Consider the following 26,614-nt stretch of genomic DNA (forward strand, 5'->3'; position numbering starts at 1 on the left):
AATCTGGCCCCTTCCTATTCCCGGTGGACCGTGCCCAGCGGCCAGTCCACCCGCACGGTGGCGGCGCGGTCGCCCTCGCTGACGCGGATTTCGGCGCCGGGGGACCAGCCGCCGGGCAGGAAGACCACGGCGCCGGGCCGGCCGGCATCGGCGCCGTCGATGGCCAGAGTCACGGCGGCGATACGGCGCAGCCGCCGGCCGGCGGCGCCACCGGCGGGATGCTTCAAGTCATCCAGGGAAAAGGCCACCGGCTGGCCGGTCACCATGGCCTCCACCTGGCGGTTGCGCAGCTCATCCTCAAGCGCGGAAACGGCGGCGCCGAAGCGCAGGCCGGGCAGGCGGTCCTGGATACCCAGCGCCAAGGCCGCCCCCAGGATGCCCAGGATCACCAGCACGACCAGCACCTCGACCAGCGTGAAGCCGGCCGCATGCCGCGGTGGGACCTCGGCCAGCATCATGACCTACCAGCTGGTGACGTCGCGGGCGTCGCCCTCGCCGCCCGGGGCGTTGTCGCTGCCGTAGGTGAAGATATCGTAGGCGCCGTGGTCGCCCGGCACCTTGTAGCGGTAGGCGTTGCCCCAGGGGTCGATCAGGGCCTGGCGCTTGCGCAGGTAAGGCCCGCGCCAGCTGGCGTCGCCGGCGGGCGCGGTCACCAGCGCCTCCAGCCCCTCTTGCATCGTGGGATAGCGGCCGACATCGACGTAGAACAGGTCGACGGCCGCCACCAGGGTGTTGATCTGGGCCTGCGCCGCCTCCCCCTTCGCCTTGCCCAGGCGGGCGACCAGGTTGGGGGCGACCAGCAGGCCCAACAGGCCGATGATCACCAGCACCACCAGCACCTCGACCAGGGTGAACCCTCCCTGCAAACGCCCACTGGGCCTCCCGCGTTCACGACGGAAGATGGGGTTCAGGTCCAGGGTGTCAGAGGGCGATGTCATTCAGGCTGAGGATCCCCGCGATGAGGGCGGCGAAGATGCCGCCGACCATGCCGCCGAGAACAAGGGTTAGGACGGGCGTCACCAAAGACAAGGCCCTATCCAGCGCTACGCCCCTTTCGCGCTCCAACACTTTCGACAGATCCAGCAGGCCCTGGGGCAGGCTGGCGGTCTGTTCCGCCATGGCCAGCATGCGCGACAGACGGCGGGGAAACAGCGGTTCGGCCTGCACGGCGCGGCTGAGGTCGGACCCGCCGCGCACAGCGACGCGCACCCGGTCGGCGGCGCCGGCCAGCGCCCGGTTGGCGACGCAGCCGCCAGCGGTGGCCAGGGCGGAGGCCAGCGGCACCCCGCCGCTGAGCAGGCTGGCCAGCGTGCGGGTGTAGAGCGCCAGCTGGGCGTCCCCGATCAGCCGGCCCAGGGGGCCGGTGGCCACCAGCAGCATGCGGTCCATGCGCAAGCGCAACTCGGGCTGGCGGTAGGCGCGCAAGGTCGCCAGCACGGCCAGGGCGCCGCCCGCCAGCAGGCCGGGGCCGAAGCGGCCCAGCAGGTCCCCGATGGCCAAGATGGCGGCGGTGGCGGCGGGCAGCTTGGCCTTGCTGCCGGCGAACAGATCCTGGAACTGCGGCAGGACATAGCCGGCCATCAGGGCCAGGGCCGCCAGGGTCAGAAGGCCGATCAGGGCGGGGTAGGTCATGGCACTGATCAGGCGCTGGCGGAACTGGGCGCGGTCCTCTTCCAAGTTCGCCAGGTGGCCCAGGGCGGCGGCCAGGGACCCACCCTGTTCCCCCGCCGCGACCAGGCCGACGAACTCCGGCGGGAAGACCCCGCCCTGCGCGGCCAAGGCGGCCGCCAGACTGTCGCCGGCGCGGACCCGGGCGCGAATCTCACCCACCAGGGCACCGGCGGCCGGACGCTGCATCTGGTCGGCGACCAGGCCCAGGGCCGGTTCCAGGGCGAAGCCGGCGGAGACCAGGTTGGCCAGGTCCCGCACCAGGGACAGCTGTTCCGCCCGCTTGAGGCCCTTGGCGCCACCCCCGCCGAAGGCGCGCCTGGCCCCTTCCGCCTTGATCGACAGCGGCGTCAGGCCGCGCTGCATCAGTTGATCGACGGCCGCGCGGCGGTCGGCGGCCTCGATGGTGCCCCGGCTGGCGCGGCCATTGGCGTCGACGGATCGGTGGGTGAAGTTGGTCATGGCCATCGTCGTCATTTTTCTTAATCCGCCTTGGTCACGCGCAAAATTTCTTCGGGCGTGGTCACACCGTCCAACACCCGCTGCAGGCCGTCCTGATACAGGGGCACCATGCCGCCGGCCGCCACCGCCGCCGCCTCGATCTCCGCCGACGACGCCCCCTGGCGGATCAGCGCCCGCACCTGGTCGTTGATGGGAAGCCACTCGGCGATGGCGCAGCGGCCGCGATAACCCGTGCCCTTGCAGGCGGGGCAGCCCACGGCGCGGTGGACGGTGGTCGGGCGTGCCGGCAGTCCCAGCGCCGCCGCCGCATCCGCGGACAGGGCGTAGGGCTGGCGGCAGCTGGGGCACAGGGTGCGCACCAGACGCTGGGCCAGCACGCCGTTCAGGGTGGAGGCCAGCAGGTAGGGGTCCACCCCCATGTCCATCAGGCGCGGCACCGCGCCGGCGGCGTCGTTGGTGTGCAGGGTGGACAGCACCAGGTGGCCGGTCAGGGCCGCCTGCACCGCCACCTTGGTGGTTTCGCCATCGCGCATCTCGCCCACCAGGATGACGTCGGGGTCCTGGCGCAGGAAGCTGCGCAGGGCATGGGCGAAGGTCAGGCCGATGCCGGGCTTCACCTGGGTCTGGTTGATGCCGTCCAGCAAGTATTCCACCGGATCCTCGACGGTCAGGATCTTGCGGCGGGCGGCGTCCATGCCGCGCAGGCCGGCGTAGAGGGTGGTGGTCTTGCCGCTGCCGGTGGGCCCGGTCACCAGCACGATGCCGTGGGGGCGCTCCAGCTCGGCCGCCAGCGGCTCCGCCACCCAGGCCGGCAGGCCCAGGCTGTCCAGCGTCCCGCCCGCCGTCTGCTGGTCCAGGATGCGCATCACCACGTCCTCGCCATGCACAGTCGGGGTGGTGGAGACGCGGAAATCGATCTCGCGGCCCTGCAGGGTCTGGCGGATGCGCCCGTCCTGGGGCAGGCGCCGCTCGCCGATGTCCAGGCCGGCCATGACCTTGACGCGGGTGATGAAGCCGGCGGCCACCCGGCGGGGCAGCACCTCGGCCTCGCGCAGGATGCCATCGACACGGTGGCGGACGACCAGGCGGTCGGCCATGGGCTCGACATGGATGTCGGTGGCGCCGGCGGCCAGCGCCGCCTGGATGGCGTTGCCCACCAGGCGCACCACCGGCCCTTCGCTGGCCAGATCGCGCAGACGCTCGGCATCGCCCTCCAGCAGGTCGGGTATCTCATCCTGGCTGGCGGCGGCGGGGGCCGCCTCGTACAGCCGGTCCAGCGCCGCGGCGATGGCGGTTCCGGTCATGACCACGGGGCGCACCGGGCGGCCGGCCAGGAAGGCGGCGGCCGTCAGCGCCTGGGTATCCAGCGGGTCCGCCACGGCGAACACGGCCTGGGTGCCGTCGCCGGGGGTGCCGTCGCCGGGGGTGCCGCCCGCGGTCAGGGGCAGCATCAGCTTGGTCTTCAGGAAGGACAGGTTGGCCGTTTCCATCATCACCGGCGCCTCGGGCAAATGGTCGGCCGGCCACAGCGCCAGGCCCAGGGCCTGGGCGTACGCCCCCGCCATATGCTCTTCCGACACCAGACCCAGATCCACCAGCCGACGATCCACCCGGCCACCGGCCGCCTGCGCGCGCGCCACGGCGCCATTGGCCAACTGGCCCTGCGCCGCCAGCGCGGACAGGACGCGTGTCAAGGGATCGTCCTGATGGCCGGGCCGCTGCATGGTAACGGTAACAGCACAGACAGCTGAGTGTTGATGGGCGGTCACGTAGTATACCTTTAAAACTGAATGCGGAATATGCCGGGTGCCTTGCTAGGGAATAGTTCTAGGTCGTAAAGGTTAATATATCGCGAAGGGCCTAGGTCTCTACGCCTATCTCTAAGGGGGTAGTTCCGGTCCATGAATCAGGGACGATTCCCTCATCACCTTGGAAATTCTATATAAATCAGGCGATAACGGCCTGTGAACAGGTGCAATAAGCTGCTGTTTCGGCCCCCACCTACGCCTTTCATCTAGGCATGGCCCAGGTCTCGGCAAGGCATCTTGCTTAACAACAAAGACAATATTCGTAAAATTTTAGATTTAATGTCGGCGGCACATTTACCAAAATCCGTCGATAGGTACTTGAATCGTTTCGGATTTTCTTGAACGCCTAATTTATAGACACGTCCATTTAGGCGCGTTGCCAGTCAAAGCCCACAATAAAACGTTGCTGATCCTTCCTGTGGGAAGACCACCCTTGAACTGAACGCATTGCAGAACGAATTTTATGAGATCGTATCCTAAATACGATCCAAGCTATCCAGCAGCGTGCGCGACCGGGCCAGCAGGTCGATGAACGCGGCATCCTGGATCTTGGCCAGCCGCACGGCGAAAGCCACAGCCTCCGGGTCGCGTTGGCCGGAAAGCTCATGCAGGGCCCGCGCCCGCTCCAGCCCCGCCGCCAAGCTGGTGTACCAGGAAACCAGCTCGCGCGGCAGCGGCGTGGGCAGGTAACCCACCGTGCTGCCCAGGGCACGGAACACGGGCATGTAGTCGCGGTCACCGCGGAAGGCGTGATGCACGACCGATGGCGCGTCGCCGCAGGCCTGTAGGTCGGCGCGCAGCATCGACAGGTAATTCTCCTCGATATGCTGCGACAGGGCGCCGATCTCGCCAATCAGGGCACAGGCGATGTTGCGCTTGGCCCGCAGGCGCACGCGCCGCTCATGAAAGGTATTGGCGACAAAGCCCGAGAAACCGCCGACCACCCCACCGGCGACGGCGCCCGATATCTGCAACCACGGCAACTCCACCATCGCATCCCCCTTTGCGCCCGCCCCGCCGGACAATAGCGGTTCACAAGGCCCAAGCACCGTTAGCCCGCGCCCGCTAACCGTTATACCAACCTGTGAGACTGGGCGCCCGCCTTGACCGGCCCCGGCGGCGCCCTTCATAAATTGCGTGATATCCAAATTTTCAGCCAGATTTTCAGGCCAAATTTTCAGAAGGACAGGGCCCTCGTGGATCCCACCAAGACGCCGTCGCCCTGGGCCGTGCGCGAACAGATCGACCGGCTGCGGGCCAGCCCCCAGTTTGCCGGGTCGGAACGGCTGCTGGCCTTCCTGCATTTCATCGTCGAGGAAACGCTGAAGGACGGTGGCGCCACCTTGAGGGAGGCGGTGATCGGCAACGCCGTCTATGGCCGCGAACCGCCCTACGACCCCCGCATCGACAGCACCGTGCGGGTGGAGGCGCGGCGCCTGCGCCGCAAGCTGGAGGATCACTACGCCGGCCCCGGCCAAAGCGACCCTGTGGTGATCACCCTGCCCACGGGCGGCTATGTCCCGCACTTCGCCCTGAACACCACGCCGCCGGCTGTGGAGACGGACGCCCCGACACCCCTGGCGGAGGGTCCGACCTACACCCCCGGTTTCGGTGCCGCCGTGGCCGTCATGCCGCTGCGGGCGCTGAGCCGTGCGCCGGGGGATGAAAGCTTCGCCGACGGCCTGACGGATGAATTGATCTACGCCCTGGGGCGGGCACAGGGCCTGCGCGTCACCTCGCGCGCGGTCGCCTTCCAGGCCCACGACCGGGGCTGGACCGTACCGGCGCTGGCGCGGGAGCTGGGCGTGGACGCCGTGTTGCAGGGCACGGTGCGCCGGCAGGACGGCATGCTGCGGGTGACGGTGGAGGTATCGAACCCCAAGGGCTTCGTCATCTGGTCCGACCGTTTCGACGCGCCGGACCACGAACATCTGCGCCTGCAGGAACGCATCGCCGCCACGGTGCTGAGCCGGGTGCGCCTGGACCACAGCGCCATGCGCGCCGCCCGCGTCAGCCCCGGCCCGGTGGCGCTGGAGGGGCATGCCCGCATCTATCGCGCCCGCCAGTTGCTGGACCAGCAGACGCCCGCCGCCCTGTATGAGGCGCAGGAGATCTTCCAGCGGGTGGCGGAGGGGGCGGCTGACTTCGCCCGGGGCCATTCGGGTGTGGCCGACTGCCAATGCGACCTGTTCCGCCTGGGCCTGGTCGATCATAGCGAGGCCAAGGCCACGGCGGAGGCCGCCGTGCGGCGCGCGCTGGAGATCGACGCGCACTCGGTCGAGGCGCTGACCGCCCGCGCCACCGTCTTTGCCTGGCTGGACCGTGACGCCGAGGCGGCGGAGGTGGACTTCGCCCGCGCCCTGCGGCTGGGCGACCATGCCCGGGCGACCCGTCTTTACGGCGTCTTCCTGACCATCCTCGGCCGGCATGACGAGGCGGAGCACCTGTTCCGCGAGGCCCGCGCCATCGAGCCCTTCTCCGTGCAGCAGGACATCGCGGAGGCCACCAGCCACTATCAGGCCCGACGCCATGCCCAGCTGATCGCCGCCGGGCCCCAGGCGGGGGAGGCGGCGGAGGTGCTGGTCTGCCGCGCCCTGGCCCATGTCTTCGGAGGGGAGCCCGAGGGCGCCCGCGCCCTGGTCGGCGCCATCGAGCGGGCCAGCGCCAAGCACCCCGGCCTGGCCTACGCCCGGGCGGAGATCGAGGCCTGGCTGGGTGAGCCGGAACGGGGCTGGCGCCTGCTGGCCACGGCCGACACGGTGCCGGCCACCGCCTTCGCCCGCGCCACCCTGGCCGCCGCCCTGAACGACGAGGTGCAGGGCCTGGCGGCCCTGAACCGCGCCATCGACCGCCGGGAGCTATCGACCGTGTGGCTGCGCACCGACAGCCGTTTCGACGCCTGGCGTGACCGACCCGCCTTCCAGGCGGTGATGGACCGGCTGCGGCCGCCCAAGCCGGCGGCCCAAGCGGGCTAACCGTAAGCGCCGGACGGCTCACTCCATCCCCACCCGACCCCGCCCCTAGCATTGGCCCCCGGGACGCGACCCGGGGGGACGGCCCGCGGGATGGGGGTGGTGATGGGGTTGAGGCTTGGGATATCACAGCGCCCGCCGCGGGCCTGACATGGCGGTACGCCGCACGCTCGATCGGATGCGCGCCCTGGACCGCGCCTGGAACGACCGGCGCTGGCACGACTATGCCGAATTCCTGGGTGAGGATTTGGTGGCGCACGGCGATGGCGCGACACCGCCCCTGCACAAGCGCGCGCACATCGACCAGGCCATCCGCTTCTGCGCCGCCTTTCCCGACGCCCGCATCCATGTCGATCCCTACCTGGAATTGTTCAGCAGCCACGATGGCCACCGCAGCTGTGCCGTGGCGCGTCTGACCGGCACCGCCAGCGGGGGCCTGACTCTGCCGGCCGACCTGTTGGACGGCCCGGACACCGCCCCGCTCAAGCGCGCTTTCGACGTGCCCCGCCTGGCCGTCTGCCGGTGGGAGCGGGGCTGGATCGTCGACTACCGCGTCCACCTGGACACCGCGCTGATGCTGCACCAACTGCGCGATCCGGGGGCGGCGCCATGACGGTCGCCGGTGACGACTATGCGTTCCAGCCGGAGGAGCGGCCGACCTTCGTCGGCTCGCCCGCCGCGCCGGCGCACCCGCTGGGCCGCCGGCTGGGCTATGCCGCCGTCGCCGTGCTGGTGGGGGTGGCGGCCACCCTGGGCAACGCGCTGGTCAACGTGAACCTGGCCAACCTGTCCGGCGCGCTGGGCGCTTATATCGACCAGGCCAGCTGGCTGCCCGCCCTCTACGTCGCCTTCAACGCCGGCGCCAACCTGATGCTGGTGAAGGCGCGCATGCAGTTCGGCATTCCGGCGGTGACCTGCACCCTGTTGATCGCCTACGCCATGGCCGGCCTATTGCAGTTCGTCGTCCCCGGCTTCGCCGCCGCCGCCGTCATCCGCGCCGTCAGCGGCATGACGGCGGCCGGCCTGACCACCATGACCATCTACAACCTGCTGCAGGTGTTTCCCGGCCGCCTGCGGCCCCTGGCCCTGGTCATCGGCATCGGCCTGACCCAGCTGGGCACGCCGCTGGCCCGCTTGGTGCCGGTGGAGATGCTGGCGCTGCATGAATGGCAGGGCCTGCATCTGATGGAGATCGGCATCGCGCTGGCGGTGCTGGCCGCCATCACCGCCCTGCCCCTGCCGCCCAGCGACCGCGCGCCCGCCTTCCAGCCGCTGGACTTCGCCGTCATCGGCCTGATGCTGCCCTGCCTGGTGCTGGTCTGCGGCGTGCTGGGCCAGGGCCGTCTGCTGTGGTGGGTGGACACGCCTTGGCTGGGCTGGGCGCTGGCGGCGGCTGTGCCCCTGTTCACCCTGGCCTGGCTGATCGAGCGGCGGCGGGACCGGCCGCTGATCCGCGTCCACTGGCTGACCACGCTGGACATGGCCCGCTTCGCCGCCGCCGCGTTGCTGGTGCGGGTGTCATTGGCGGAGCAGACCTATGGCGCCGTCGGCCTGCTGACGGCGGGCGGCCTGATCAACGATCAGTTGCACCCCCTGTTCGCCATCGTGGTCCTGGCCATGCTGGGCGGCACGCTGACGGCCGCCTTGACCTTGTCGGAACGGCGCCTGCCCTACCAGATCATCGCGGCGTCGCTGCTGATCGCCGCCGGCGCCTGGCTCGACAGCGACGCCACCAGCCTGGTGCGTCCGCCGCAGCTGTATCTCAGTCAGGCGCTGATCGCCTTCGGCACCACGCTGTTCATCGGGCCGGCCCTGGTGCTGGGCTTCCTGCGCATGGTGGCCAAAGGGCCGGACCACCTGGTCACCTTCATGGTGCTGTTCAGCATCACCCAGAACGTGGGCGGGCTGGCCGGGTCCGCCCTGTTGGGCAGCCTGCAGGTGGCCTCATCCCATTGGCATGCCCAAACCCTGTCGGAACACCTGGTGGCGTCCGACCCGCAGGTGGTGGCCCGCCTGACGATGGGCGGCGGCCCGCTGGCCCAGGCCCTGGGGCGCGAGGCCGCCGTGCTGGCCTTCAACGATGTCTTCCTGTTCGTGGCCGGCCTGGCGCTGCTGAACGCGCTCTATGTCAGCTACGTCGTCCTGTTCACCACCCTGCGCCGGAGACGCGGATCATGAGCGCCCCCGATACCCACCCTTACTGGCATCCACCCCGGCGCGGCCGGCTGACCGCCCTGGCCATCCTGGGCGTCGCCGTCGGCGCCGTCCTGGCCCTGCTGGCCGCCTGGCGGCTACCGCCCTTCGCCGGCACGGTGGAGGCGACCGAGAACGCCTACATCCGGGGCCGCACCACGGTGATCGCCCCGCAGGTCAGCGGCTATGTCGTGGCGGTGCTGGTCGGCGACTACGCCCACGTCAAGGCTGGCCAGGTGCTGGCCCGCATCGACGACCGCATTTACCGCGCCCGGGTTGACCAGGCCCGGGCCAACCTGGCGGCGCAGCGCGCGGCCCTGGCCAACAGCGCGCAGGCCCATGCCGCCCGCACCGCCGGCCTGGCGGGACAAACGGCCAACCTGGCCAACGCCCGCGCCCAGTTGGCCCGCGCCAAGGCCGACATGGCCCGCGTCACCGATCTGGTGCGCGACGGCTCCGTCTCCATCCGGGAACGCGACCAGACCCAGGCCGCCCTGGCCCAGGCGGAGGCGCAGGTGCGCCAGGCCGAGGCGGGCGGCGAGATCGCCCGCCAGGACGTGCGCACGGTGGACGTGGGCCGCGACGGGCTGCAGGCCCAGGTGGAAGCGGCCCAGGCGCAACTGGCCCTGGCGGAGATCGATTTGGACCATACGGTGATCCATGCCCCCGAGGACGGCCAGGTGGGCGAGGTCGGCGTGCGCCTGGGCCAGTACGTCACCAACGGCACCCAGTTCCTGTCCCTGGTACCGGACGATCGCTGGATCATCGCCAATTACAAGGAGGCGCAGACCGCCCGCATCGCCGTGGGCCAGCCGGCGCGTTTCACCGTCGACGCGCTGGATGGGGCCGAACTGACGGGCACGGTGGAGATGCTGTCGCCGGCCGCCGGTTCCGAATTCGCGGTGCTGAAGCCCGACAACGCCACCGGCAACTTCATCAAGGTGCCGCAGCGCATCGGCGTGCGCATCGCCATCACCCCCGGCCAGCCCCTGGCCGACCGCCTGCGCCCCGGCATGTCGGTGGAGACGCGGGTGGATACCGCCGGCGGGGCCAAGGCGGCTGGGGCCGCGCCCGATGGGGCCCCGAGATGAGGCGGCTGGCCCCTCCCCTGGCGCTTCTCCTCCTGTGCGCCTGTACCGGTCCCAGGCCGGAGGCGCCGCTGACCGCCACCGTGGGTCCGCCGCCCGTCTGGCGCGGTGGCGATACCGCCGATGGCGCCGTGGAGGCCGCCTGGTGGCGGGCCTTCGGCGACCCGGTGCTGACCCGCATCGTCGACCAGGCCCTGGCCAACAACACCGACGTGATGGTGGGCGCTGCCCATGTGGCGGAGGCGCGGGCGCAATACCGCCTGGCGGAGGCACAGCGCCTGCCCAACGTGGCCTTCGCCGCCGGCGGCGGCCGGCAGCGCGATGTAAGCCCCTTTGGTCAGCCGCGCCAGCAGACGGCCGGGCAGTGGCAGGCCACCGCCGCCTATGACCTGGACCTGTTCGGCCGCCTGGAAGAGACCAGCGAGGCCGCCCGCGCCGCCCTGCTGGCGACGGAGGCGGCGCATGACAGCGTGCGCCTGGCCGTCGCCGCCTCGGCCGCCGCCGGCTATGTCGGGCTGCGGGCGCTGGACGCCCGGCTGGATGTGCTGAAACGCACCCTGGCGGCGCGCGAGGCCTCCTTGCACCTGGCCCGGCGGCGGGCGGAGACGGGTTACGCCGCCCAGCTGGACCTGGCGCAGGCGCAAGCCGAATATGAGGCCACGGCCCAGCTCATCCCCGCCACCGAACTGTCCATCACCCGGCAGGAGGATGGCCTGAGCCTGCTGCTGGGCGAGAACCCGCGCGCCATCGAGCGCGGGCTGGACTTGACCGGCCTGACGCCACCGCGGGTGCCGGCGGGCCTGCCAGCCGACCTGCTGCGCCGCCGTCCGGACATCGCGCAGGCGGAACAGCAACTGGTGGCGGCCGACCACAGCCTGGACGCGGCGCGCGCCGCCTTTCTGCCCGACGTGCAGCTGAGTGCCACCGGCGGCACCGTGGTCAGCAGCCTGATCGATCCAGTCAACGTCTTCACCCTGGGCGGCAGCATCCTGGCGCCCCTGTTCGACAGCGGTCGCCTGCGGGCCCAGGCCGACGGCGCGGCGGCCCGGCGGGACGCGGCCGCCTTCGGCTATCGCAAGGCGGCCCTGACCGCCCTCCGCGAGGTGGAGGATGGGCTGGCCACCGTGCAGCGCAGCGGGGAGCAGGAGGCGGTACTGCTGCGCCAGCGTGATGCCCTGTCCCGCACCCTGGCCATCGCCACCAGCCGCTACCGCGCCGGTTATTCCCCTTATCTGGAGCAACTGGATGCGGAGCGCGGCCTGCTGTCGGCGGAGCTGGCCCTGGTGCAGTCACGCGCCGACCGGCTGGCCGCCGCCATCACCCTGGCCCAGGCGCTGGGCGGTGGCTGGCGCCCCACCTCACCGTGAGCCGGCACACCGTTCAGGTGTTAGCTGTAAATACTGTTGCAGCGACGCGTTAACGGTGTGGGCGGCGTGCCCATGCCATAAGCGTCGCCCGCTTTTGTTAGATCATTGGTAACGTTCAATAATCTCTGGATTAGCTCTCTATTTTGAACTCTTCGCGAGAGTCAATCAGTAATACCAAACTACCCATATGGAATAATTTGAGCCCTACGCACTATGGCGGAAGCGTAAATTGTTAAATTTATACCGACATCAATTAACGTAAATAGTTCCGTTAGCAAACTAACGGGCCATGCCGAATGATTCTCCTTATATTTCATCTTTTCTTTCTATAAATGTTGCTCTGCAGCATTCTGGAGATGACCTGATGGATACGGCCCTGGCGGAGACCGCGACGGAACATTCCCAGCCGGGGGCGCCGCCCCTGCTGCCCTGGCTAGCCCCCTGGGCATCGGCCTTCAGCCTGGCGCAAAAGGCGCAGGAGTATGTCATCGACGCCGGCCAGCGATCGCTGCTGTTCCTGGACGTGCTGCGCCAGCGGGGCAACGACCATTTCCAACATATGGCCCAGCCTTGGCCCAACGTCCTGAGCTTCCAGTATGAACTGGTGATGGATGGGCGCACGCTGGCCCGGCCGGTCAACTACTGCCTGTTTCGCATCTTGCCGCCGGCCGACAGGCCCACAGACCCGCGCCAGCGGCCTTTCGTCGTCTTCGACCCCCGCGCCGGCCACGGCCCCGGCATCGGCGGCATGAAGCATGACAGCGAGATCGGGGTGGCCTTGGACGAAGGTCATCCCTGCTACTTCGTGGGTTTCCTGCCCACGCCGGTGCCGGGCCAGACGGTGGAAGACGTTTGCCGGGCGGAGGCCGCCTTCGTGGAGAAGGTGGCCGCCCTGCATCCGGAAGCGGACGGCAAGCCCTGCCTGATCGGCAATTGCCAGGCCGGCTGGCAGGTTATGATGATGGCCGCCATTCGGCCGGATCTGACGGGGCCCATCGTGCTCGCGGGCTCGCCGCTGTCCTACTGGGCGGGCGTGCATGAGAAGAACCCGCTGCGCTATCTCGGCGGCCTGCTGGGCGGCACCTGGCTGACAACGCTGAGCGGTGACCTGGGCCATGGCATCTTCGATGGCGCCGCCCTAATCGCCAACTTTGAAAGCATGAACCCGGCCAATACCCTGTGGAAGAAGAACTACGCCGTCTATTCCAAGGTCGATACGGAAGGGGAGCGCTTCCTGGAGTTCGAGCGCTGGTGGGGCAGCCCCGTGCTGCTGAACGCGGAGGAGATGCAGTACATCGCCGATGAACTGTTCCTGGGCAACCGCCTGACCCATGGCGGCATGACCATGGCGGACGGCACCAAGGTGGATCTGCGGTCCGTCAAGTCGCCCATCATCGTCTTCTGCTCCTGGGGGGACGACATCACCCCGCCGCAGCAGGCGCTGGACTGGATCCTGGACCTTTACGATACCGATGAGGCCCTGGCGGCCAGCGGCCAGACCATCGTCTACTCCCTGCACCAGACCATCGGGCACCTGGGCATCTTCGTCTCCGCCAAGGTCGCGACCAAGGAGCATGACGAGTTCGCCCGGACCATGGACCTGATCGACATCCTGCCACCGGGCCTGTATGAGGCTGTGTTCACCCAGAAGGACGGCGTGGCCCATGCCGACCTGGTGTCCGGCCGCTACCTGACCCGGTTCGAGCGGCGCGGCCTGGCCGATATCCGCGCCCTGGGCGGCAACGACGCCCGCGACGACAGCCGCTTCGCCACCGTGGCCCGCGTCTCGGACATCAACCGCGATCTCTACGACCGCACCCTGCGACCGTTGGTCAAGCGCCTGGCGACGCCGGAAAGCGCCGAGTGGTTGCGCCGTATGCATCCCAACCGCTTGCGCTTCGAGGTGTTCTCGGACAAGAACCCGGCCATGCTGCCCGTCGCCCGGTTGGCGGAGGCCGCCCGCGCCCATCGCCAGCCGGTGCCCCCCGACAACCCCTTCCTGAAGGCGCAGGACGCCATGTCGGACAGCATCGTCCACGCCCTGAACACCTGGCGGGACCTGCGTGACCGGGCGACCGAGACCTTCTTCCTGACCATCTACGGCTCCGCCCTGTTGCAGACGGCCGTGGGTGTCGGCGCCACGGCCCCCGCCCAGGTGGGACCGGCCCAAGTGGCGCCGGCCCAGGTGGCACCGGCAGCGCCGCCGCCGGATGCAGCCACGCCGGATGCGGTCACCCCGGAGACGGCGGAGCGCCTGCGCCAGGGCGGCGTGCCGGCGGCGCTGATCCGTGCGCTGCTGCACGTTATCGCCGCCGACCCCCATCCCGCCGCGGACGAGCGGCGTTTCGCGGCCCTGCGCCACCTGCGCGAAAAGGCCCCGGCCGGCATGCGGCTGACCCAGGCGCAATTCAAGGCGCTGGTGCGCGAGCAATCGGACCTGCTGTACCGGAACGAGGCGGCCTCACTGGCCACCCTGCCGGAGCTACTGCCGGCGGATCCGGCGCAACGGGCCGGTCTAGTCCAGGCCCTGCACCAGGTCGCGGAGGCGGGCGATCCACCCACGCCGGCCATGGCCGCACGGCTGGAACAGGTGGCGCAGTTGTTCCTGGGGGCCCTTCCGCCGCCTCCCCCTTCCCCGGCCACCCCCTCCGAGGCCTCGGCATCCCGAACCAGGCAGCCACGGTTGCGCGCGGCCACCACCTGAAACACCCGACCGACGGAGATTGCCCGCATGCCCCACGCCCCGACGCCGTCACCCACCCCATCCGAAACCCTGCCCCTTCTGCCAACGGCGGCCGACATCCGTCGCCTGGTGGAAAACAAGAGCGCCGCCCGGATGGAGGAGCTGCGTCGCCGCCAGGCCGTGATTGAGGAGGAGGAAAAACAGCGCCGCGCCGCCTTCATGGAACGCACGCTGACGCCCGGCTTCATCGGCACGGTCATGACCCGCGTGCAGCACGCGGCGGAGATTGGGGAGAAGCGTCTGTTGCTGGGGCAATTCCCCTGCGACTGGTGCACCGACGGCGGGCGCAAGATCAATGTCATGGAAAATGACTGGCCGGGCACACTGCAAGGCTTTGCCCGGATGCTGTACGATTTCTGGGTGGCCGAGCTGAAGCCTCGCGGCTTCGGCCTGTCGGTCGAGGTCGTCAGCTTCAAGGAAGGCGGCATCCCCGGCGACATCGGCGCCTTCCTTTCCTGGAAAGGCTGACCTTCCCGCTCTCGCGACCGACGATTCCGCCAATGGAGACCGCCATGGACAGCCCAACCGCCGCGACCACCCCCCGGGTGCAGGCCGACATCGCCCGCCACAAGAAGTACCAGCGCCTGATCGCCGCCGCGCATCAGGCCGGCCCGCCGCCCACGGCCGTGGCCCATCCCTGCGACCTGAGCGCGCTGGAGGGCGCGGTGGACGGCGCCCGCCTGGGCCTGATCGCCCCCATCCTGGTGGGACCGGAGGCGCGCATCCGGGCGGTGGCGGAGCAGGCGGGCCTGGACATCGGGACCCTGCCCATCGTCGACACACCGCACAGCGTGGCCTCCGCCCAGCGGGCGGTGGAACTGGTGCGCGAAGGTAAGGCGGAGGCCCTGATGAAGGGCAGCCTGCACACCGATGAGCTGATGGGCGCCGTGGTCAAGACGGATACGGGCCTGCGCACCGCCCGGCGGCTCAGTCATTGCTTCGTCATGGACATTCCGGGCCATGACGATCCGCTGATCATCACCGACGCCGCCGTCAACATCGCACCCACGCTGGCGGAGAAGGTGGACATCGTCCAGAACGCCATCGACCTGGCCCTGATCCTGGGCTTCGGCGACGTGCGCGTGGCCATCCTGTCGGCGGTGGAGACGGTGAACCCCAAGATCCCGTCCACCATCGAAGCGGCCGCCCTGTGCAAGATGGCGGAGCGTGGGCAGATCACCGGCGCCATCCTGGACGGCCCCCTGGCCCTGGACAACGCCATCAGCCCCGAAGCCGCCACCATCAAGCACCTGACCTCCCCCGTCGCCGGCCATGCCAACGTCATCCTGGTGCCGGACCTGGAGGCGGGGAACATGCTGGCCAAAAGCCTGACCTTCCTGGCCGGGGCGGATGCCGCCGGCATCGTGCTGGGCGCCCGCGTGCCCATCATCCTGACCAGCCGGGCCGACAGCGTGCCGGCGCGCCTGGCCTCCTGCGCCGTGGCGGCCCTGATCGCCCGGCATCGCCGCACCGTCTCGGCCATGGCGGTGGGGTGAGCCCATGCGCCGCAGAAAGATCAGCAACGCCATCATCGTCATCAACGCCGGCTCCTCCAGCATCAAGTTCTCGCTGTTCGCGGATGAGACCCGGCAGCTGGAACTGTTCCTGAAGGGCCAGATCGAGGGGCTGCGCACCGACAATGCCCACTTCATCGCCCGGCACCCCGCCGGCGACGTGGTGGGGGAACGGCGGTGGACCGGTGCGGAGGCCGGCGCCTTCGACCATGACGCCGCCACGCGCTTCCTGATGGGGTTCATCAACACCCATCTGGAAGGCCACACGGTGGAGGCGGTGGGCCATCGCATCGTCCACGGCGGCGGCGACTTCACCGCCCCGGCGGCACTGGACGCCGCCGTGCTGGACCGGTTGGCCACCTTCGTGCCCCTAGCGCCCCTGCACCAACGGCACAACCTGGCACCGGCGCGCAGCATCCTGGCCAGCACGCCCGGCCTGTTCCAGGTGGGCTGCTTCGACACCGCCTTCCACGCCACACAGCCGCCCCTGGCCCAAGCCTTCGCCCTGCCGGCGGAGATTACCGACCGGGGCGTGCGCCGCTACGGCTTCCACGGCCTGTCCTACGAGTACATCGCGGGGCAGCTGCCGGCCCTGGGACTTGGTGGCGCCAAGGTCGTCGTCGCCCACCTGGGCAACGGCGCCAGCCTGTGCGCCATCGACGCCGGACGCAGCGTGGCCAGCACCATGGGCTTCACGGCGGTGGAGGGGCTGCCCATGGGAACCCGCAGCGGCACCCTGGACCCCGGCGTGCTGCTATACCTGATGGATGAGATGCATATGGGGCCGCGGGAGCTGGAGAAATTGCTCTACCAGCGGTCCGGCCTGCTGGGCGTCTCCGGCATTTCAAGCGACATGCGCACGCTGGAAACCTCGCCCGAGCCCCGGGCCAAGCTGGCAGTGGACCTGTTCACCTATCGCATCGGGCGGGAGATCGGCTCGCTGGCGGCGGCGCTGGGCGGGCTGGACGCCCTGGTTTTCACCGCCGGCATCGGGGAACACAGCGCCGGCGTGCGCGAGGCGGTCTGCCATCACGCCGCCTGGCTGGGGGTGGAGCTGGACGGGGCGGCGAACGCCCGGCCCGAGGATGCCCGGCCCGAAGACGGCGCCACCCGGATCAGCGCGCCCGGCAGCCGCGTGGCCGCCTGGATCGTGCCCACGGATGAGGAACAGATGATCGCCCGCCACACGCGGCGCCTGCTGACGGGAGCGACCTGATGAGCACCGAGACATCCAATCTGCCCACCCCCCACCGCATCCTGGCCGGCAAGCGCGCCCTGGTAGTGGGCATCGCCAACGACCAGTCCATCGCCTATGGCTGCGCCAAGGCCTTTCACGAGGTGGGGGCGGACCTGGCCTTGACCTATCTGAACGACAAGGCCAAGCCGCATGTGGAGCCCCTGGCGCGGGAACTGGGCACCCGCATGTTCCTGCCGCTGGACGTGACGGCGCCGGGACAGCTGGAGGCGGTGTTCGACGCGGTGCGCGAAACCTGGGGTGGGCTGGACATCCTGGTGCATTCCATTGCCTACGCGCCCAAGGAAGATCTGAAGGGCGGCCTGCTGGACTGCTCGGCGGAAGGCTTCGCCCGCGCCATGGACATCTCCTGCCATTCCTTCATCCGCATGGCCAAGCTGGCGGCCCCCCTGATGACCGACGGCGGCGCCATGTTCGCCATGAGCTATCTGGGTGCCGACCGCGTGGTACCCAATTACAACGTCATGGGGCCGGTCAAGGCGGCGCTGGAGGCGTCCTGCCGCTATCTGGCACATGAGCTGGGACCACAGCGCATCCGCGTGCACGCCCTGTCGCCCGGCCCGCTGATGACCCGTGCGGCATCCGGTCTCAAGGACTTCAACCGTTTGCTGAACGACGCCATAAGCCGCGCGCCGGTTGGGGAATTGGTCGATATCATGGATGTCGGCTACACCTGCGCCTACCTGGCCAGCCCCTTCGCCCGACGCCTGACCGGCAGTACCCTTTATATCGATGGGGGTGCCAACATCGTGGCATGACCGGCCCGGCGCACCCGTCTGTCATGTAGTAAAATTACCTCCTTTAACCGGAATTTCGCATATCCCCATGTTGTTGTCGGCGGGCGAAGCGGTTACCATCGCCGCCAACCGGACCGGGCAACCGTTGGCCATGCCGACGATGCGCCCGGGCACCGTTTCCAACCGGCCTTCACTTCTGGGGCGGCCCGCCAGGGCCGAAAACAACAATGCGTCGCCACCGCCGTGCCAAGATCGTCGCCACCGTCGGACCCGCCAGCAACTCGCCCGAGATGCTGAAGGCGCTGTTCCTGGCGGGCGTGGACACCTTTCGCCTGAACTTCAGCCACGGCACCCACGAGGACCACGCCAAGGTCCACGCCCACATCCGCGCGCTGGAGAAGGAGGTGGGCCGGCCCATCGGCATCCTGCAGGACCTGCAGGGCCCCAAGATCCGCGTCGGCAACATCAAGGACGGCAAGATCACGGTGGCCAAGGGCGACACCATCCGCTTCGTGCTGAAGGGCCAGGACGGCGACCGCGACGCCATCCCCCTGCCGCATCCCGAGATTTTCGCCGCCGTCCTGCCGGGCCACCACCTGCTGATCGATGACGGCCGCGTGCGCGTGAAGGTGACCAGCCTGGGCGATGACGCCATGACGGCCGAGGTCATCTTCGGCGGCGTGATCTCCAACCGCAAGGGCGTCAACCTGCCCGGCACCCTGCTGAACCTGTCGCCGCTGACCGCCAAGGACCGCGCCGACCTGGAATTCGGCCTCAGCCTGGGCGTGGACTGGGTGGCGCTGTCCTTCGTGCAGAAGCCCAGCGACATGATCGAGGCGCGCGGCCTGATCGGCGACCGCGCCGGCCTGATGGCCAAGATCGAGAAGCCCCAGGCCCTGGACCAGATCGACGACATCATCCGCCTGTCGGACGCCATCATGGTGGCCCGTGGCGACCTGGGTGTGGAGATCCCGCAGGAGGAGGTGCCCGGCCGTCAGAAGGAACTGGTGCGCGCCTGCCGCCTGGCGGTGAAGCCGGTCATCGTCGCCACCCAGATGCTGGACAGCATGGTGGCCGCCCCCACCCCCACCCGCGCCGAGGCGTCGGACGTGGCCACCGCCATCTATGACGGCGCCGACGCCGTCATGCTGTCGGCGGAATCGGCCAGCGGTTCCTACCCGCTGGAAGCGGTGTCCATGATGGACCGCATCATCGCCACCACCGAGCGGCACAAGCTGTACCACTCCCTCATCCGCGCGTCGGATCCGGCGGAGGAACAGACGCCGCCGCACGCCGTGGCCGCCGCCGCCGCCGACCTGGCGGAGGCCGTGCGCGCCCCGGTCATCGTGGCCTTCACCTCCAGCGGCACCACCGCCGCCCGTATCGCCCGCAAGCGCCCGGAAGTGGCCATCCTGGCCATCACCGCCGACCAGGCCGTGTCGCGCCGCCTGTGCCTGTTGTGGGGCACGCACAGCGCCCTGTCGGAGGACATCCACTCCTACGAGCAGATGGTGGATGTCGCCACCGCCGTGTCGCAGAGTGCCGAGTTCGCCAAGCTGCACGACCAGATCATCGTCGTGGCCGGCATTCCCTTCGCCCAGGCCGGCACCACCAACAATCTGCGCATGCTGCAGATCGGGGGGTAAGGGCTTCCCAGGGCGCCGGACGCGATCGCGTCCGGCGGCACGCGTGCAAAGACAAACGGCGCCGCAGCGATGCGGCGCCGTTTTCATTTGCCTTGAAGGGCGGCTTATTCCGGCTTGAAGCAATAGGCGGCCAGCTTGTTGCCGTCCAGGTCGCGGGCGTAGGCGGCGTAGGCGTTGGGCGCCCAGCCGCGGGGGCCCGGCTTGCCTTCGCACACGCCGCCCTTGGCCAAGGCCTCGGCATGGAAGGCATCGACCATGGCGCGGTTGGGCGCCTCGAAACTCACGGTCACGCCGTTGCCAACGGTGGCGGGCTGGCCGTTTGCCGGCTTCAGCACGAAGAAGGACGGTTTGTCCTCACCCCAGATGGAACCGTTGTCGCCCAGGTCGGCCACCCGTTTCAGGCCCAGCTTGCCCAGCACGTCGTCATAGAAGCCTCGCGCCTTGGCCAGGTCGTTGGTGCCGACGGAAACGTGGGTGTAGATCGCCATAGTCTTCCTCCCCTTAATTCTTCGCGGAATGGGTGGGATGACTATAGACAGGCGGGAAAACTCAACAATGCTGCCATATGAGGATTGACTTTTTCCCTTAAAAAACAATTCAAGGGCTTATTGTCCGTTGTCCTTAAGAACGAGCCGCGCGCAGGGCCCGCCGGAAGGTCAGCACCCCCACCAGGCTGGCCACCACCCCCTCCAGCGCCAGGGCCAGGGGCAGGTGTTCCTCGCCGCCCAGGGCCTGGGCCAGCAGACTGACGATGCTGGGCGCCAGACCCAGGCTGATGAAGACCCCCAGCGCGCTCATGAGGCCCAGGCACAGGCCGCGCAGATGGTTGGGCACCAGCAAGGTGATGGCCGACGCCACGCCCACGGCCACGATGGCGCCCGCCACCATCAGCAGCGCCAGCAGCAGCGCGAAAAGCGGCACGCCGGGCGCCAGGGCGAACAGCGCGGCCGGCACCGACAGCGCGGCACCGCCCAAAGCGCCCCACAAGATGCCGCCCCTGGCATTCCGCTTGTGCCCCCAATCGGCGACCAGGCCACCCAGGACCGTGCCGCCCGCCCCCGACAGACCCAGCAGCACGCCCATCCAGCCACCGAAGTCCGCCGGCTGCAGGCCGAAGGATCGCGTCAGCACCGGCACCGCCCAGACGGTGGCGGCGGCGTCGCCCATGTTGACGGTGATCATGCCGGCCATCAGGGGCGCCACCAGGCGGCGCAGGCGCCATAGTTCGGCCAGGGCGGGCCCCAGCCGGGGCGCTACCTCCGGTCGCGCATCGGCCGTCCCTTCCTGTCGGGCGGGCTCGGCCAACCAGACCAGCAAAGCCGTGGGCGCCAGCATCATCAGCGCCACCAACAGCATCGTGGCGCGCCAGGCGGTCAATCCCAGGGGCAGCCCCGCCGCCGGCGTCAACGCTCCCACCAGGGCCCCGCCCCCGGCGAAGGCCGCCGCCATGCCCGCCGCCTGGCCGATCACCATGACCATGACGGCCCGGCCCCGCCGTTCCGGCGTGGACAGGTCGGCGGTCAGTGACAGGATGGCCGGGACGGCACCGGCGGCCCCCAGCCCCACCAGCATGCGACCCACGAACAGGCTGGCGAAATCCCAGGCCAGGCCCGACAGGATGGTGCCCGCGATCCACAGCGCGGACAGGGCCAGCAGCAAGGTCACCCGCCGGGTGCGGTCCACCAGTCGGCCGATGGGCACCGCCAGCACCGCCACGGGCAGCGCCAGCGCCATGCCCTGGATCAGGCCCATCTGGTTGTCGGACAGGCCCATGTCGGCCTTGGCCAGTTCCTGCACCGGCGACAGCAGCGTGCGGGCCACCATCCCCGCCAGCATGGCCAGCGCCAGGACCATCAGGGCGCGGAGGCGCCCCCTGGAAGCTGCCGGCATGGGCACCGCCGCGTCGGTCACGACACGGGGTCCAAGGGCCAGATGGGCCGGCGCAGATGGCGGTAGGGCAGCGCCCCCAGGTTCATGTTCAAGGACCCCGGCGCGTCGCAATAGACGGTGGCCGACGAGATGGCGTCGAAGGTGGCGCGGAAATGCTGGGTGGACTTCACCACCACCAGGGCCTTGGCCGAGAGGTCGATGCCCAAGTCGGTGAAACAGCCGGGGGCGAAGGTCTGCTGCCGCGTGCTGTTCAGCACGATGTCCCAGGTGCCGGCGCGCAGGGCCACGGCCAGGCCGATGGGGTCGTCGCCGTCCGTGGCCAGGCCGCGCTGGCGGATGTCGTCGCGCACCGCCGTCACCGTGACCTGCAGATCGACCGGGTCGCCGGACAGGGGCCCGACCTTGCCGCCGATGCGCAGGGGCAGCTTGGCGCCCACGCCGGCATCGGCGGCGATCAAGGCCGCCTGCGGGTCCCAGATCATGCCCAGCGCCACGTCCTGGACGCCCCGGTCCAGCAGCGCGCGCAGGACGAAGGTGCTGTCGCAGGCGGCCCCGCCGCCGGGATTGTCGGAACTGTCGGCCAGGACCACCGGCTTGCCGGACCCCATGAGGCTCACGGCCCTGTCCACCGCCTGGTCCAGGGGCAGGCGCTCCTGCAGGGGGGCCGCCGTGACGATCGCCTGGAAGTCGGCGGCGATAGCGGCCAGCACACGATCGACGGCGGCAAGGTCGCTGCCGTCCGATACCGCCAGGACGGCGGCGCCGGTATGTTCGGTGTCGGACCAGATGAAGCCGTGCATCATGGAGACGGACAGCACGCTGTCCCGCCCCTCATAGCCCGCCAGCCGGTCGACGAAGCCCCGCATGGGCTGCTCCGTCGTGCCGAACAGGCCCATGACCGGCACCTTGCGGATATGGGTCCGGGCCTTGGCGCCACCGCGCGCCATGGCGGAGAGGATGGCGTACAACTCCTCCATGCGGGCCAGGAAATCGACGTGCGGATATTCCTTGCAGGCGATGATGACGGCGCCGCTGTCCACCATGGCCTGGGTGGCGTTGCCGTGCAGATCCAGGGTCACGCCCACCGGCATGTCCGGGCCGACCAGGGCCCGAACATGGGTCAGCAGGTCGCCTTCGCAGTCGGGATAGTCCTGCGCCACCATGGCGCCGTGCAGGGTCAGCACCACCATGTCCACCCGCTCGGCCGCCATGGCCGCCTTCAGGTCGGCCAGCAGGGCGTCGCGCAGGGCCTCATACACGACCCTCGGCGCGGGACCGGACGGCTGGGCCCCCGCGGTCGGGCCGTCGATCACCCGGTCGCCGTGCCTTTCCGCCACCGTGAACAGGTCGCCATAGGCCGGCAGCACCCGCGCCCGCGCCAGGGTGGCGGGATCGCCCCCCACGTGCCGCAGGTCGTTGGTGAAGGACCGCATGGACGTGGGTAGGGGGGAGAAGCTGTTGGTCTCGTGCACCAGGCCGGCGACGAAAACCGTGAGGGGACCGGTACGCATCAGGACACCTTGCGGAAGCGCAGCCGGCGGGTGCGGCCGCTGTTGAAGGTAAAGCCCTGGCTGTCGAAGGCGATCAGGCCGCCGACGATGGGCAGGGGCAGATCCAGGGGCTTGGCGTCCCACAGGCCGGGCGCCAGGTTCGCCAGCCGGTGGCGCAGGGTGCCATGACGGCCCGTGAGGACCAGGCGTCCAGTCCGGCCATCCCCGTCCGGCTCCACCACCGCCGTCGTGCCGGAGGCGGCGGCGGCGTAGCGGCCGGCCTGGGGCCGCAGATCGGCCGCGGGGTCCGGTTCCAGCAGCACCAAGTCACGCTCCACCCCGAACTCCACGGCGCGCAGCGTCTTGGGCGGCACTTCCGTTTCCGGCACGTCCAGGCCCATGTGGAAGACGGCGACGTTGGGGCGCAGCAGGCCATCCGGCGTCCGCACCAAGGGCAAGCCCATGCCGCCCATGGTGATGATGGCCTTGCCCTCGTGTCGCGCCAGGCCGAAGGTGCCGCCGTTGTGCGGGTTGTAATAGGTGCCGGTGGGGATGGTCCCCTCATGGGGCTCCAGCTTCGGGCCCAGGGTCGGCACGCAGGCGTCGATGACCCGGGCAGCCAGATCCATGGGGTCCAGACCGGCGCGGTTGGCCATGACGATGATGTCCAGCCCATGGTCGGGCAGGGTGATCATCTGGCTGGACCCGCCCATGACCCCGCCGGCGTGATGCACCGTGCGCACCCCGCGATAGGGCGTATCCATCAGGCCCAGGCCGTAGCCGGTGACATAGCCGTTGGCCAGCACCGCCGGCTCCACCATGCGGCGCCAGGTCTCGGCGCTGCCCACCGTCGGCCGGCCGGCCAGGGCGACGCGCAGGTGGGCCAGCCAGCGCAGCATGTCATCGACGGTGGAAACGATGCCGCCCTCGGCCGCGATCTCCGCCCCGATGGGCTGGCGGTAATAGCCGCCCTTGCCGTCCACCATGTGCAGGGACGCGCTGTTGGGCACATAGTCGGTATCGACCCGGCGCAGCAGTGTGTCGTTCATGCCCAGGGGGCGGAACAGGCGGTCGCGGAAGAAGTCTTCCAGACCCATCCCCGACAGCCGCTCGATGGCCAGCGATAGCAGGACATAGCCGCCGTTGTTGTAGCACCACTCCTCCCCCGCCGGGAAATTCACGTCGTCATCATCGGCCATCAGCCGCATGCAGCCGGCGGTGGACAGGTATTGCCCGGGGCCGCTGAGTTGCAGCGCCAGTTCCAGGCTGCAGCGCAGGCCGCTGACATGGGTCATCAGCTGGCGCATGGTGATGCCGGCCGCCGCCCGCGCCATCTCCGGCACATGCCGGGCCACCGGATCGTCCAGCCCGGCCAGCCCCGCCTCCACCAGCAGCATGTAGGCCAGAGCGCCGAAATGCTTGGTGGTGGAACCGATGCGCATGCGGATGCTGGGCGACAGGGTGACCGGCAGCTCCAGGCTGGCCAGGCCGAAGCCCTTGCGATAGAGGGGCACGCCATCCAGCGCCACCCCCACCGCCACCCCCGGCAGATGGGTCGTGTCCAGGGCCGCGAAGATCGCGTCCACGGCGGCCCCGTCTACGCCCGCCTTCGCCTCTCGCGTCGCGACCGGGACCAAGCCCGCGCCGTCGCCCGTTTCCTTGCCCATCGCTGCCCTCCCGCCGTTGAGGGGATAGTTCGCGACGGCTTCGTTTCCTGTCAAGAGATTGTTTCTCCATATCGAGAACAATTCCCGAAATCCGGCGCCGACATATACAGCCAATTCATTGATAATTCTATTATTTATGGTGTTTCTATTGGGAAACATTCCTTGAAACATCACGACCAAGAAGCCGGATTGACCCTGGACAGCAACACCGCCCCATGCCACATCTTTCTCTAATCGGAGAATATCGCCGGCTTGGAGATTGAATTGGACAGGTACGACGTCATCATCATCGGTGCCGGCATGGGCGGGGCCGCCCTGGCGGCAGAGGTGAGCCCCCACGCGCGGGTCCTGGTGCTGGAGGCGGAGGCGCGGCCGGGCGTGCATGCCACCGGGCGGTCGGCCGCCCTTTACGCCGCCGCCTATGGCGGGCCGGACGTGCGGGCCCTGACCCGGGCCAGCCGGGCCTTTTTCGATGCGCCGCCCGAGGGCTTCGCCGACCATCCGCTGCTGTCCCCGCGCGGCCTGCTGTACGTCGCCACGGCAGAGCAGGCGCCCCGCCTGGCCGACTTCCTGGCGGAAATCGGCGACAGTGTGCGGACGATATCCGTGGCCGACGCCATCGCCCAGGTGCCGCTGTTGCGGCCCGATTATGTGGCCATGGCCGCCCTGGCGCGGCCGGGCAGCGCCATGGACATCGACGTCGATGCCCTGCACCAGGGCTATCTGCGCCTGGCCAAGCGCCGGGGCGCCACCCTGCTGACCGACGCGCCGGCGGCCGACCCGCGCCGCGAGGGCGACCTGTGGGTGCTGCGCGTGGGCGACCGGGATGTGGCAGCGCCCAAGGTGGTGAACGCCGCCGGCGCCTGGGCGGAACGGGTGGGCCAGGCCTTCGGCGCGGCGCCCCTGGGCCTGACGCCGCTGAAGCGCACCGCCCTGCTGGTCGATCCGCCGCCGGGCCACGACACCGACCACTGGCCCGGCGTCTTCGACACCGATGAGCAGTTCTACGTGAAGCCCGACGCCGGCAAGCTGCTGCTGTCCCCGGCGGACGAAACCCCCAGCGAACCCTGCGACGCCCAGCCGGATGAGCTGGACGTGGCCATCGCCGTCGACCGGGTGCAGCAGGCGCTGGACCTGCCGGTGCGCCGCGTCACCCATAGCTGGGCCGGTCTGCGCACCTTCGCGCCCGACCGCCAGCCGGTGGTGGGTCCGGATGCCGCCGTGCCCGGCCTCTACTGGTGCGCCGGCCAGGGCGGCTACGGCATCCAGATGGCGCCGGCCCTGGCGCGGCTGGCGGCCGGCCTGGTGCTGGACCGCCCCGTGCCGGACGACATCCTGGCCGAGGGGCTGGTGCTGGCCAACGTGCTGCCGTCCCGGCTGGACCGCGCCGCTTGCGAACCGGCCGTCCCGCTGGAATAAAGGCGGGTCACGCCCCCCATGGACAGCCGGATGAAGAAGAACGCCACCCTGGGCCAGTTGATCGGCGCGCTGCGCCAGCGCAACGGCTGGACCCTGAAACAGATGAGCGAGAAGGTGGGCATCCCCTTGTCCACCCTGGCCAAGGTGGAAGGCGACAAGCTGTCGCTGAGCTATGACAAGCTGGAGCAATTCACCGGCCGACTGGGCCTGAGCATGGCCGAATTCCTGGCCCAGGACCGGGGCCCCGGCGCCACCGCCAAGGACGGCCCGCCCGTCGTCACCGGCCGGCGCAGCCTGACCGGCGACAGCAATTCCGTACGCATCCACACCGGCGCCTACGACTACGAATACCTCTGCACCGACCTGCGGCGGAAGCGGATGGTGCCCATCCTGACCCAGGTGCTGGCCCACACCCTGGCGGAGTTCGGCGACCTGGTCCGCCACCAGGGGGAAGAGTTCATCTATGTGGTCGAGGGCACCATCGAGGTGCACCTGGAATTCTACGCCCCCGTCACCCTGCGCCAGGGCCAGGGCATCTATATCGACAGCATGATGGGCCACGCCTACCTGGCCAAGGATTGCGAACGCGCGCTGGTGCTGGGCGTCTGTTCCAGCGACGATGGCAACCTGCAGGGCGACCTGATCACCCTGGCCGAAGAATCCGCCGAACGCCCCGCCTGACGGCTGCCCTTACG

At 69.6% G+C, this 26,614-nt stretch carries 22 protein-coding genes; 13 read left to right on the plus strand and 9 right to left on the minus strand.

Annotated elements, in window-relative coordinates:
- Positions 1–14 precede the first annotated feature (14 nt).
- From FBZ89_RS04755 to FBZ89_RS04775, 5 genes are all read right to left on the minus strand, one after another.
- Positions 15–458: a prepilin-type N-terminal cleavage/methylation domain-containing protein gene (locus tag FBZ89_RS04755; protein WP_145748857.1), complete on the minus strand. Its 444-nt coding sequence runs from the start codon at positions 456–458 to the stop codon at positions 15–17.
- Between the two features lie 3 nt (positions 459–461).
- Positions 462–938 carry a type II secretion system major pseudopilin GspG gene (gene gspG / locus FBZ89_RS04760; RefSeq protein ID WP_186457201.1) on the minus strand — a complete coding sequence of 159 codons (477 nt, stop codon included), beginning with the start codon at positions 936–938 and terminating at the stop codon, positions 462–464.
- Positions 922–2,145, minus strand: a complete 1,224-nt coding sequence (locus FBZ89_RS04765; RefSeq protein WP_145748858.1) for a type II secretion system F family protein — start codon at positions 2,143–2,145, stop codon at positions 922–924. Before FBZ89_RS04765 ends, gspG begins: the two co-directional genes overlap by 17 nt.
- A gap of 5 nt (positions 2,146–2,150) precedes the next feature.
- Positions 2,151–3,824: a GspE/PulE family protein gene (locus tag FBZ89_RS04770; protein ID WP_186457202.1), complete on the minus strand. Its 1,674-nt coding sequence runs from the start codon at positions 3,822–3,824 to the stop codon at positions 2,151–2,153.
- A 590-nt stretch (positions 3,825–4,414) separates the two neighbouring features.
- Positions 4,415–4,930: a hypothetical protein gene (locus FBZ89_RS04775; protein WP_145748860.1), complete on the minus strand. Its 516-nt coding sequence runs from the start codon at positions 4,928–4,930 to the stop codon at positions 4,415–4,417.
- Positions 4,931–5,134: 204 nt separating this feature from the next.
- Here FBZ89_RS04775 and FBZ89_RS30690 point away from each other — a divergent pair, with 204 nt between their 5' ends.
- The 11 genes from FBZ89_RS30690 to pyk all read left to right on the plus strand — a co-directional run bounded on the left by FBZ89_RS30690 (position 5,135) and on the right by pyk (position 19,453).
- Positions 5,135–6,913, plus strand: a complete 1,779-nt coding sequence (locus FBZ89_RS30690; protein WP_186457203.1) for a hypothetical protein — start codon at positions 5,135–5,137, stop codon at positions 6,911–6,913.
- A gap of 148 nt (positions 6,914–7,061) precedes the next feature.
- The gene (locus FBZ89_RS04785) at positions 7,062–7,523 is read left to right on the plus strand and encodes an ester cyclase (protein ID WP_145748861.1); all 462 of its coding nucleotides are present in this window, start codon (positions 7,062–7,064) and stop codon (positions 7,521–7,523) included.
- Entirely contained in the window at positions 7,520–9,088 is a 1,569-nt protein-coding gene (locus tag FBZ89_RS04790; protein WP_145748862.1) for an MFS transporter, read from the plus strand. The genes FBZ89_RS04785 and FBZ89_RS04790 overlap by 4 nt, the downstream gene beginning before the upstream one ends.
- A complete protein-coding gene (locus FBZ89_RS31855; RefSeq protein ID WP_145748863.1) occupies positions 9,085–10,194 on the plus strand; it encodes an HlyD family secretion protein in 1,110 nt (369 codons plus the stop codon). The genes FBZ89_RS04790 and FBZ89_RS31855 overlap by 4 nt, the downstream gene beginning before the upstream one ends.
- Positions 10,191–11,558: an efflux transporter outer membrane subunit gene (locus tag FBZ89_RS04800; RefSeq protein ID WP_145748864.1), complete on the plus strand. Its 1,368-nt coding sequence runs from the start codon at positions 10,191–10,193 to the stop codon at positions 11,556–11,558. The genes FBZ89_RS31855 and FBZ89_RS04800 overlap by 4 nt, the downstream gene beginning before the upstream one ends.
- Before the next feature lie 364 nt (positions 11,559–11,922).
- Positions 11,923–14,262 carry a DUF3141 domain-containing protein gene (locus FBZ89_RS04805; RefSeq protein ID WP_145748865.1) on the plus strand — a complete coding sequence of 780 codons (2,340 nt, stop codon included), beginning with the start codon at positions 11,923–11,925 and terminating at the stop codon, positions 14,260–14,262.
- Between the two features lie 27 nt (positions 14,263–14,289).
- Entirely contained in the window at positions 14,290–14,769 is a 480-nt protein-coding gene (locus FBZ89_RS04810) for a MerR family transcriptional regulator (RefSeq protein ID WP_145748866.1), read from the plus strand.
- Positions 14,770–14,813: 44 nt separating this feature from the next.
- The gene (locus FBZ89_RS04815) at positions 14,814–15,797 is read left to right on the plus strand and encodes a phosphate acetyltransferase (RefSeq protein WP_145748867.1); all 984 of its coding nucleotides are present in this window, start codon (positions 14,814–14,816) and stop codon (positions 15,795–15,797) included.
- A gap of 4 nt (positions 15,798–15,801) precedes the next feature.
- A complete protein-coding gene (locus FBZ89_RS04820; protein WP_186457204.1) occupies positions 15,802–17,031 on the plus strand; it encodes an acetate/propionate family kinase in 1,230 nt (409 codons plus the stop codon).
- Positions 17,031–17,828, plus strand: a complete 798-nt coding sequence (gene fabI / locus FBZ89_RS04825; RefSeq protein ID WP_145748868.1) for an enoyl-ACP reductase FabI — start codon at positions 17,031–17,033, stop codon at positions 17,826–17,828. The genes FBZ89_RS04820 and fabI overlap by 1 nt, the downstream gene beginning before the upstream one ends.
- Before the next feature lie 206 nt (positions 17,829–18,034).
- Complete coding sequence (gene pyk / locus FBZ89_RS04830) at positions 18,035–19,453, plus strand: pyruvate kinase (protein WP_145748869.1); 1,419 nt, start codon at positions 18,035–18,037, stop codon at positions 19,451–19,453.
- A gap of 104 nt (positions 19,454–19,557) precedes the next feature.
- On the opposite strand, the gene FBZ89_RS04835 is transcribed toward pyk, so the two are convergent.
- The 4 genes from FBZ89_RS04835 to FBZ89_RS04850 all read right to left on the minus strand — a co-directional run bounded on the left by FBZ89_RS04835 (position 19,558) and on the right by FBZ89_RS04850 (position 24,500).
- Positions 19,558–19,941: a VOC family protein gene (locus tag FBZ89_RS04835; protein WP_145610327.1), complete on the minus strand. Its 384-nt coding sequence runs from the start codon at positions 19,939–19,941 to the stop codon at positions 19,558–19,560.
- 133 nt (positions 19,942–20,074) lie between these two features.
- Complete coding sequence (locus FBZ89_RS04840; RefSeq protein WP_145748870.1) at positions 20,075–21,364, minus strand: MFS transporter; 1,290 nt, start codon at positions 21,362–21,364, stop codon at positions 20,075–20,077.
- Entirely contained in the window at positions 21,361–22,854 is a 1,494-nt protein-coding gene (locus FBZ89_RS04845; RefSeq protein ID WP_145748871.1) for a M81 family metallopeptidase, read from the minus strand. The genes FBZ89_RS04840 and FBZ89_RS04845 overlap by 4 nt, the downstream gene beginning before the upstream one ends.
- Positions 22,854–24,500, minus strand: coding sequence for a serine hydrolase domain-containing protein (locus FBZ89_RS04850; protein ID WP_186457205.1), 1,647 nt, complete (start codon positions 24,498–24,500; stop codon positions 22,854–22,856). Before FBZ89_RS04850 ends, FBZ89_RS04845 begins: the two co-directional genes overlap by 1 nt.
- 264 nt (positions 24,501–24,764) lie before the next feature.
- Between FBZ89_RS04850 and FBZ89_RS04855 the strand changes: the two genes are divergently transcribed.
- Positions 24,765–25,919, plus strand: a complete 1,155-nt coding sequence (locus FBZ89_RS04855; RefSeq protein WP_145748873.1) for an NAD(P)/FAD-dependent oxidoreductase — start codon at positions 24,765–24,767, stop codon at positions 25,917–25,919.
- Between the two features lie 30 nt (positions 25,920–25,949).
- Entirely contained in the window at positions 25,950–26,600 is a 651-nt protein-coding gene (locus FBZ89_RS04860; protein WP_145748874.1) for a helix-turn-helix domain-containing protein, read from the plus strand.
- Positions 26,601–26,614: the final 14 nt, after the last annotated feature.

This window comes from Nitrospirillum amazonense, from assembly GCF_007828045.1.
In the GTDB taxonomy this organism is placed as follows: Bacteria; Pseudomonadota; Alphaproteobacteria; order Azospirillales; family Azospirillaceae; genus Nitrospirillum; species Nitrospirillum amazonense_C.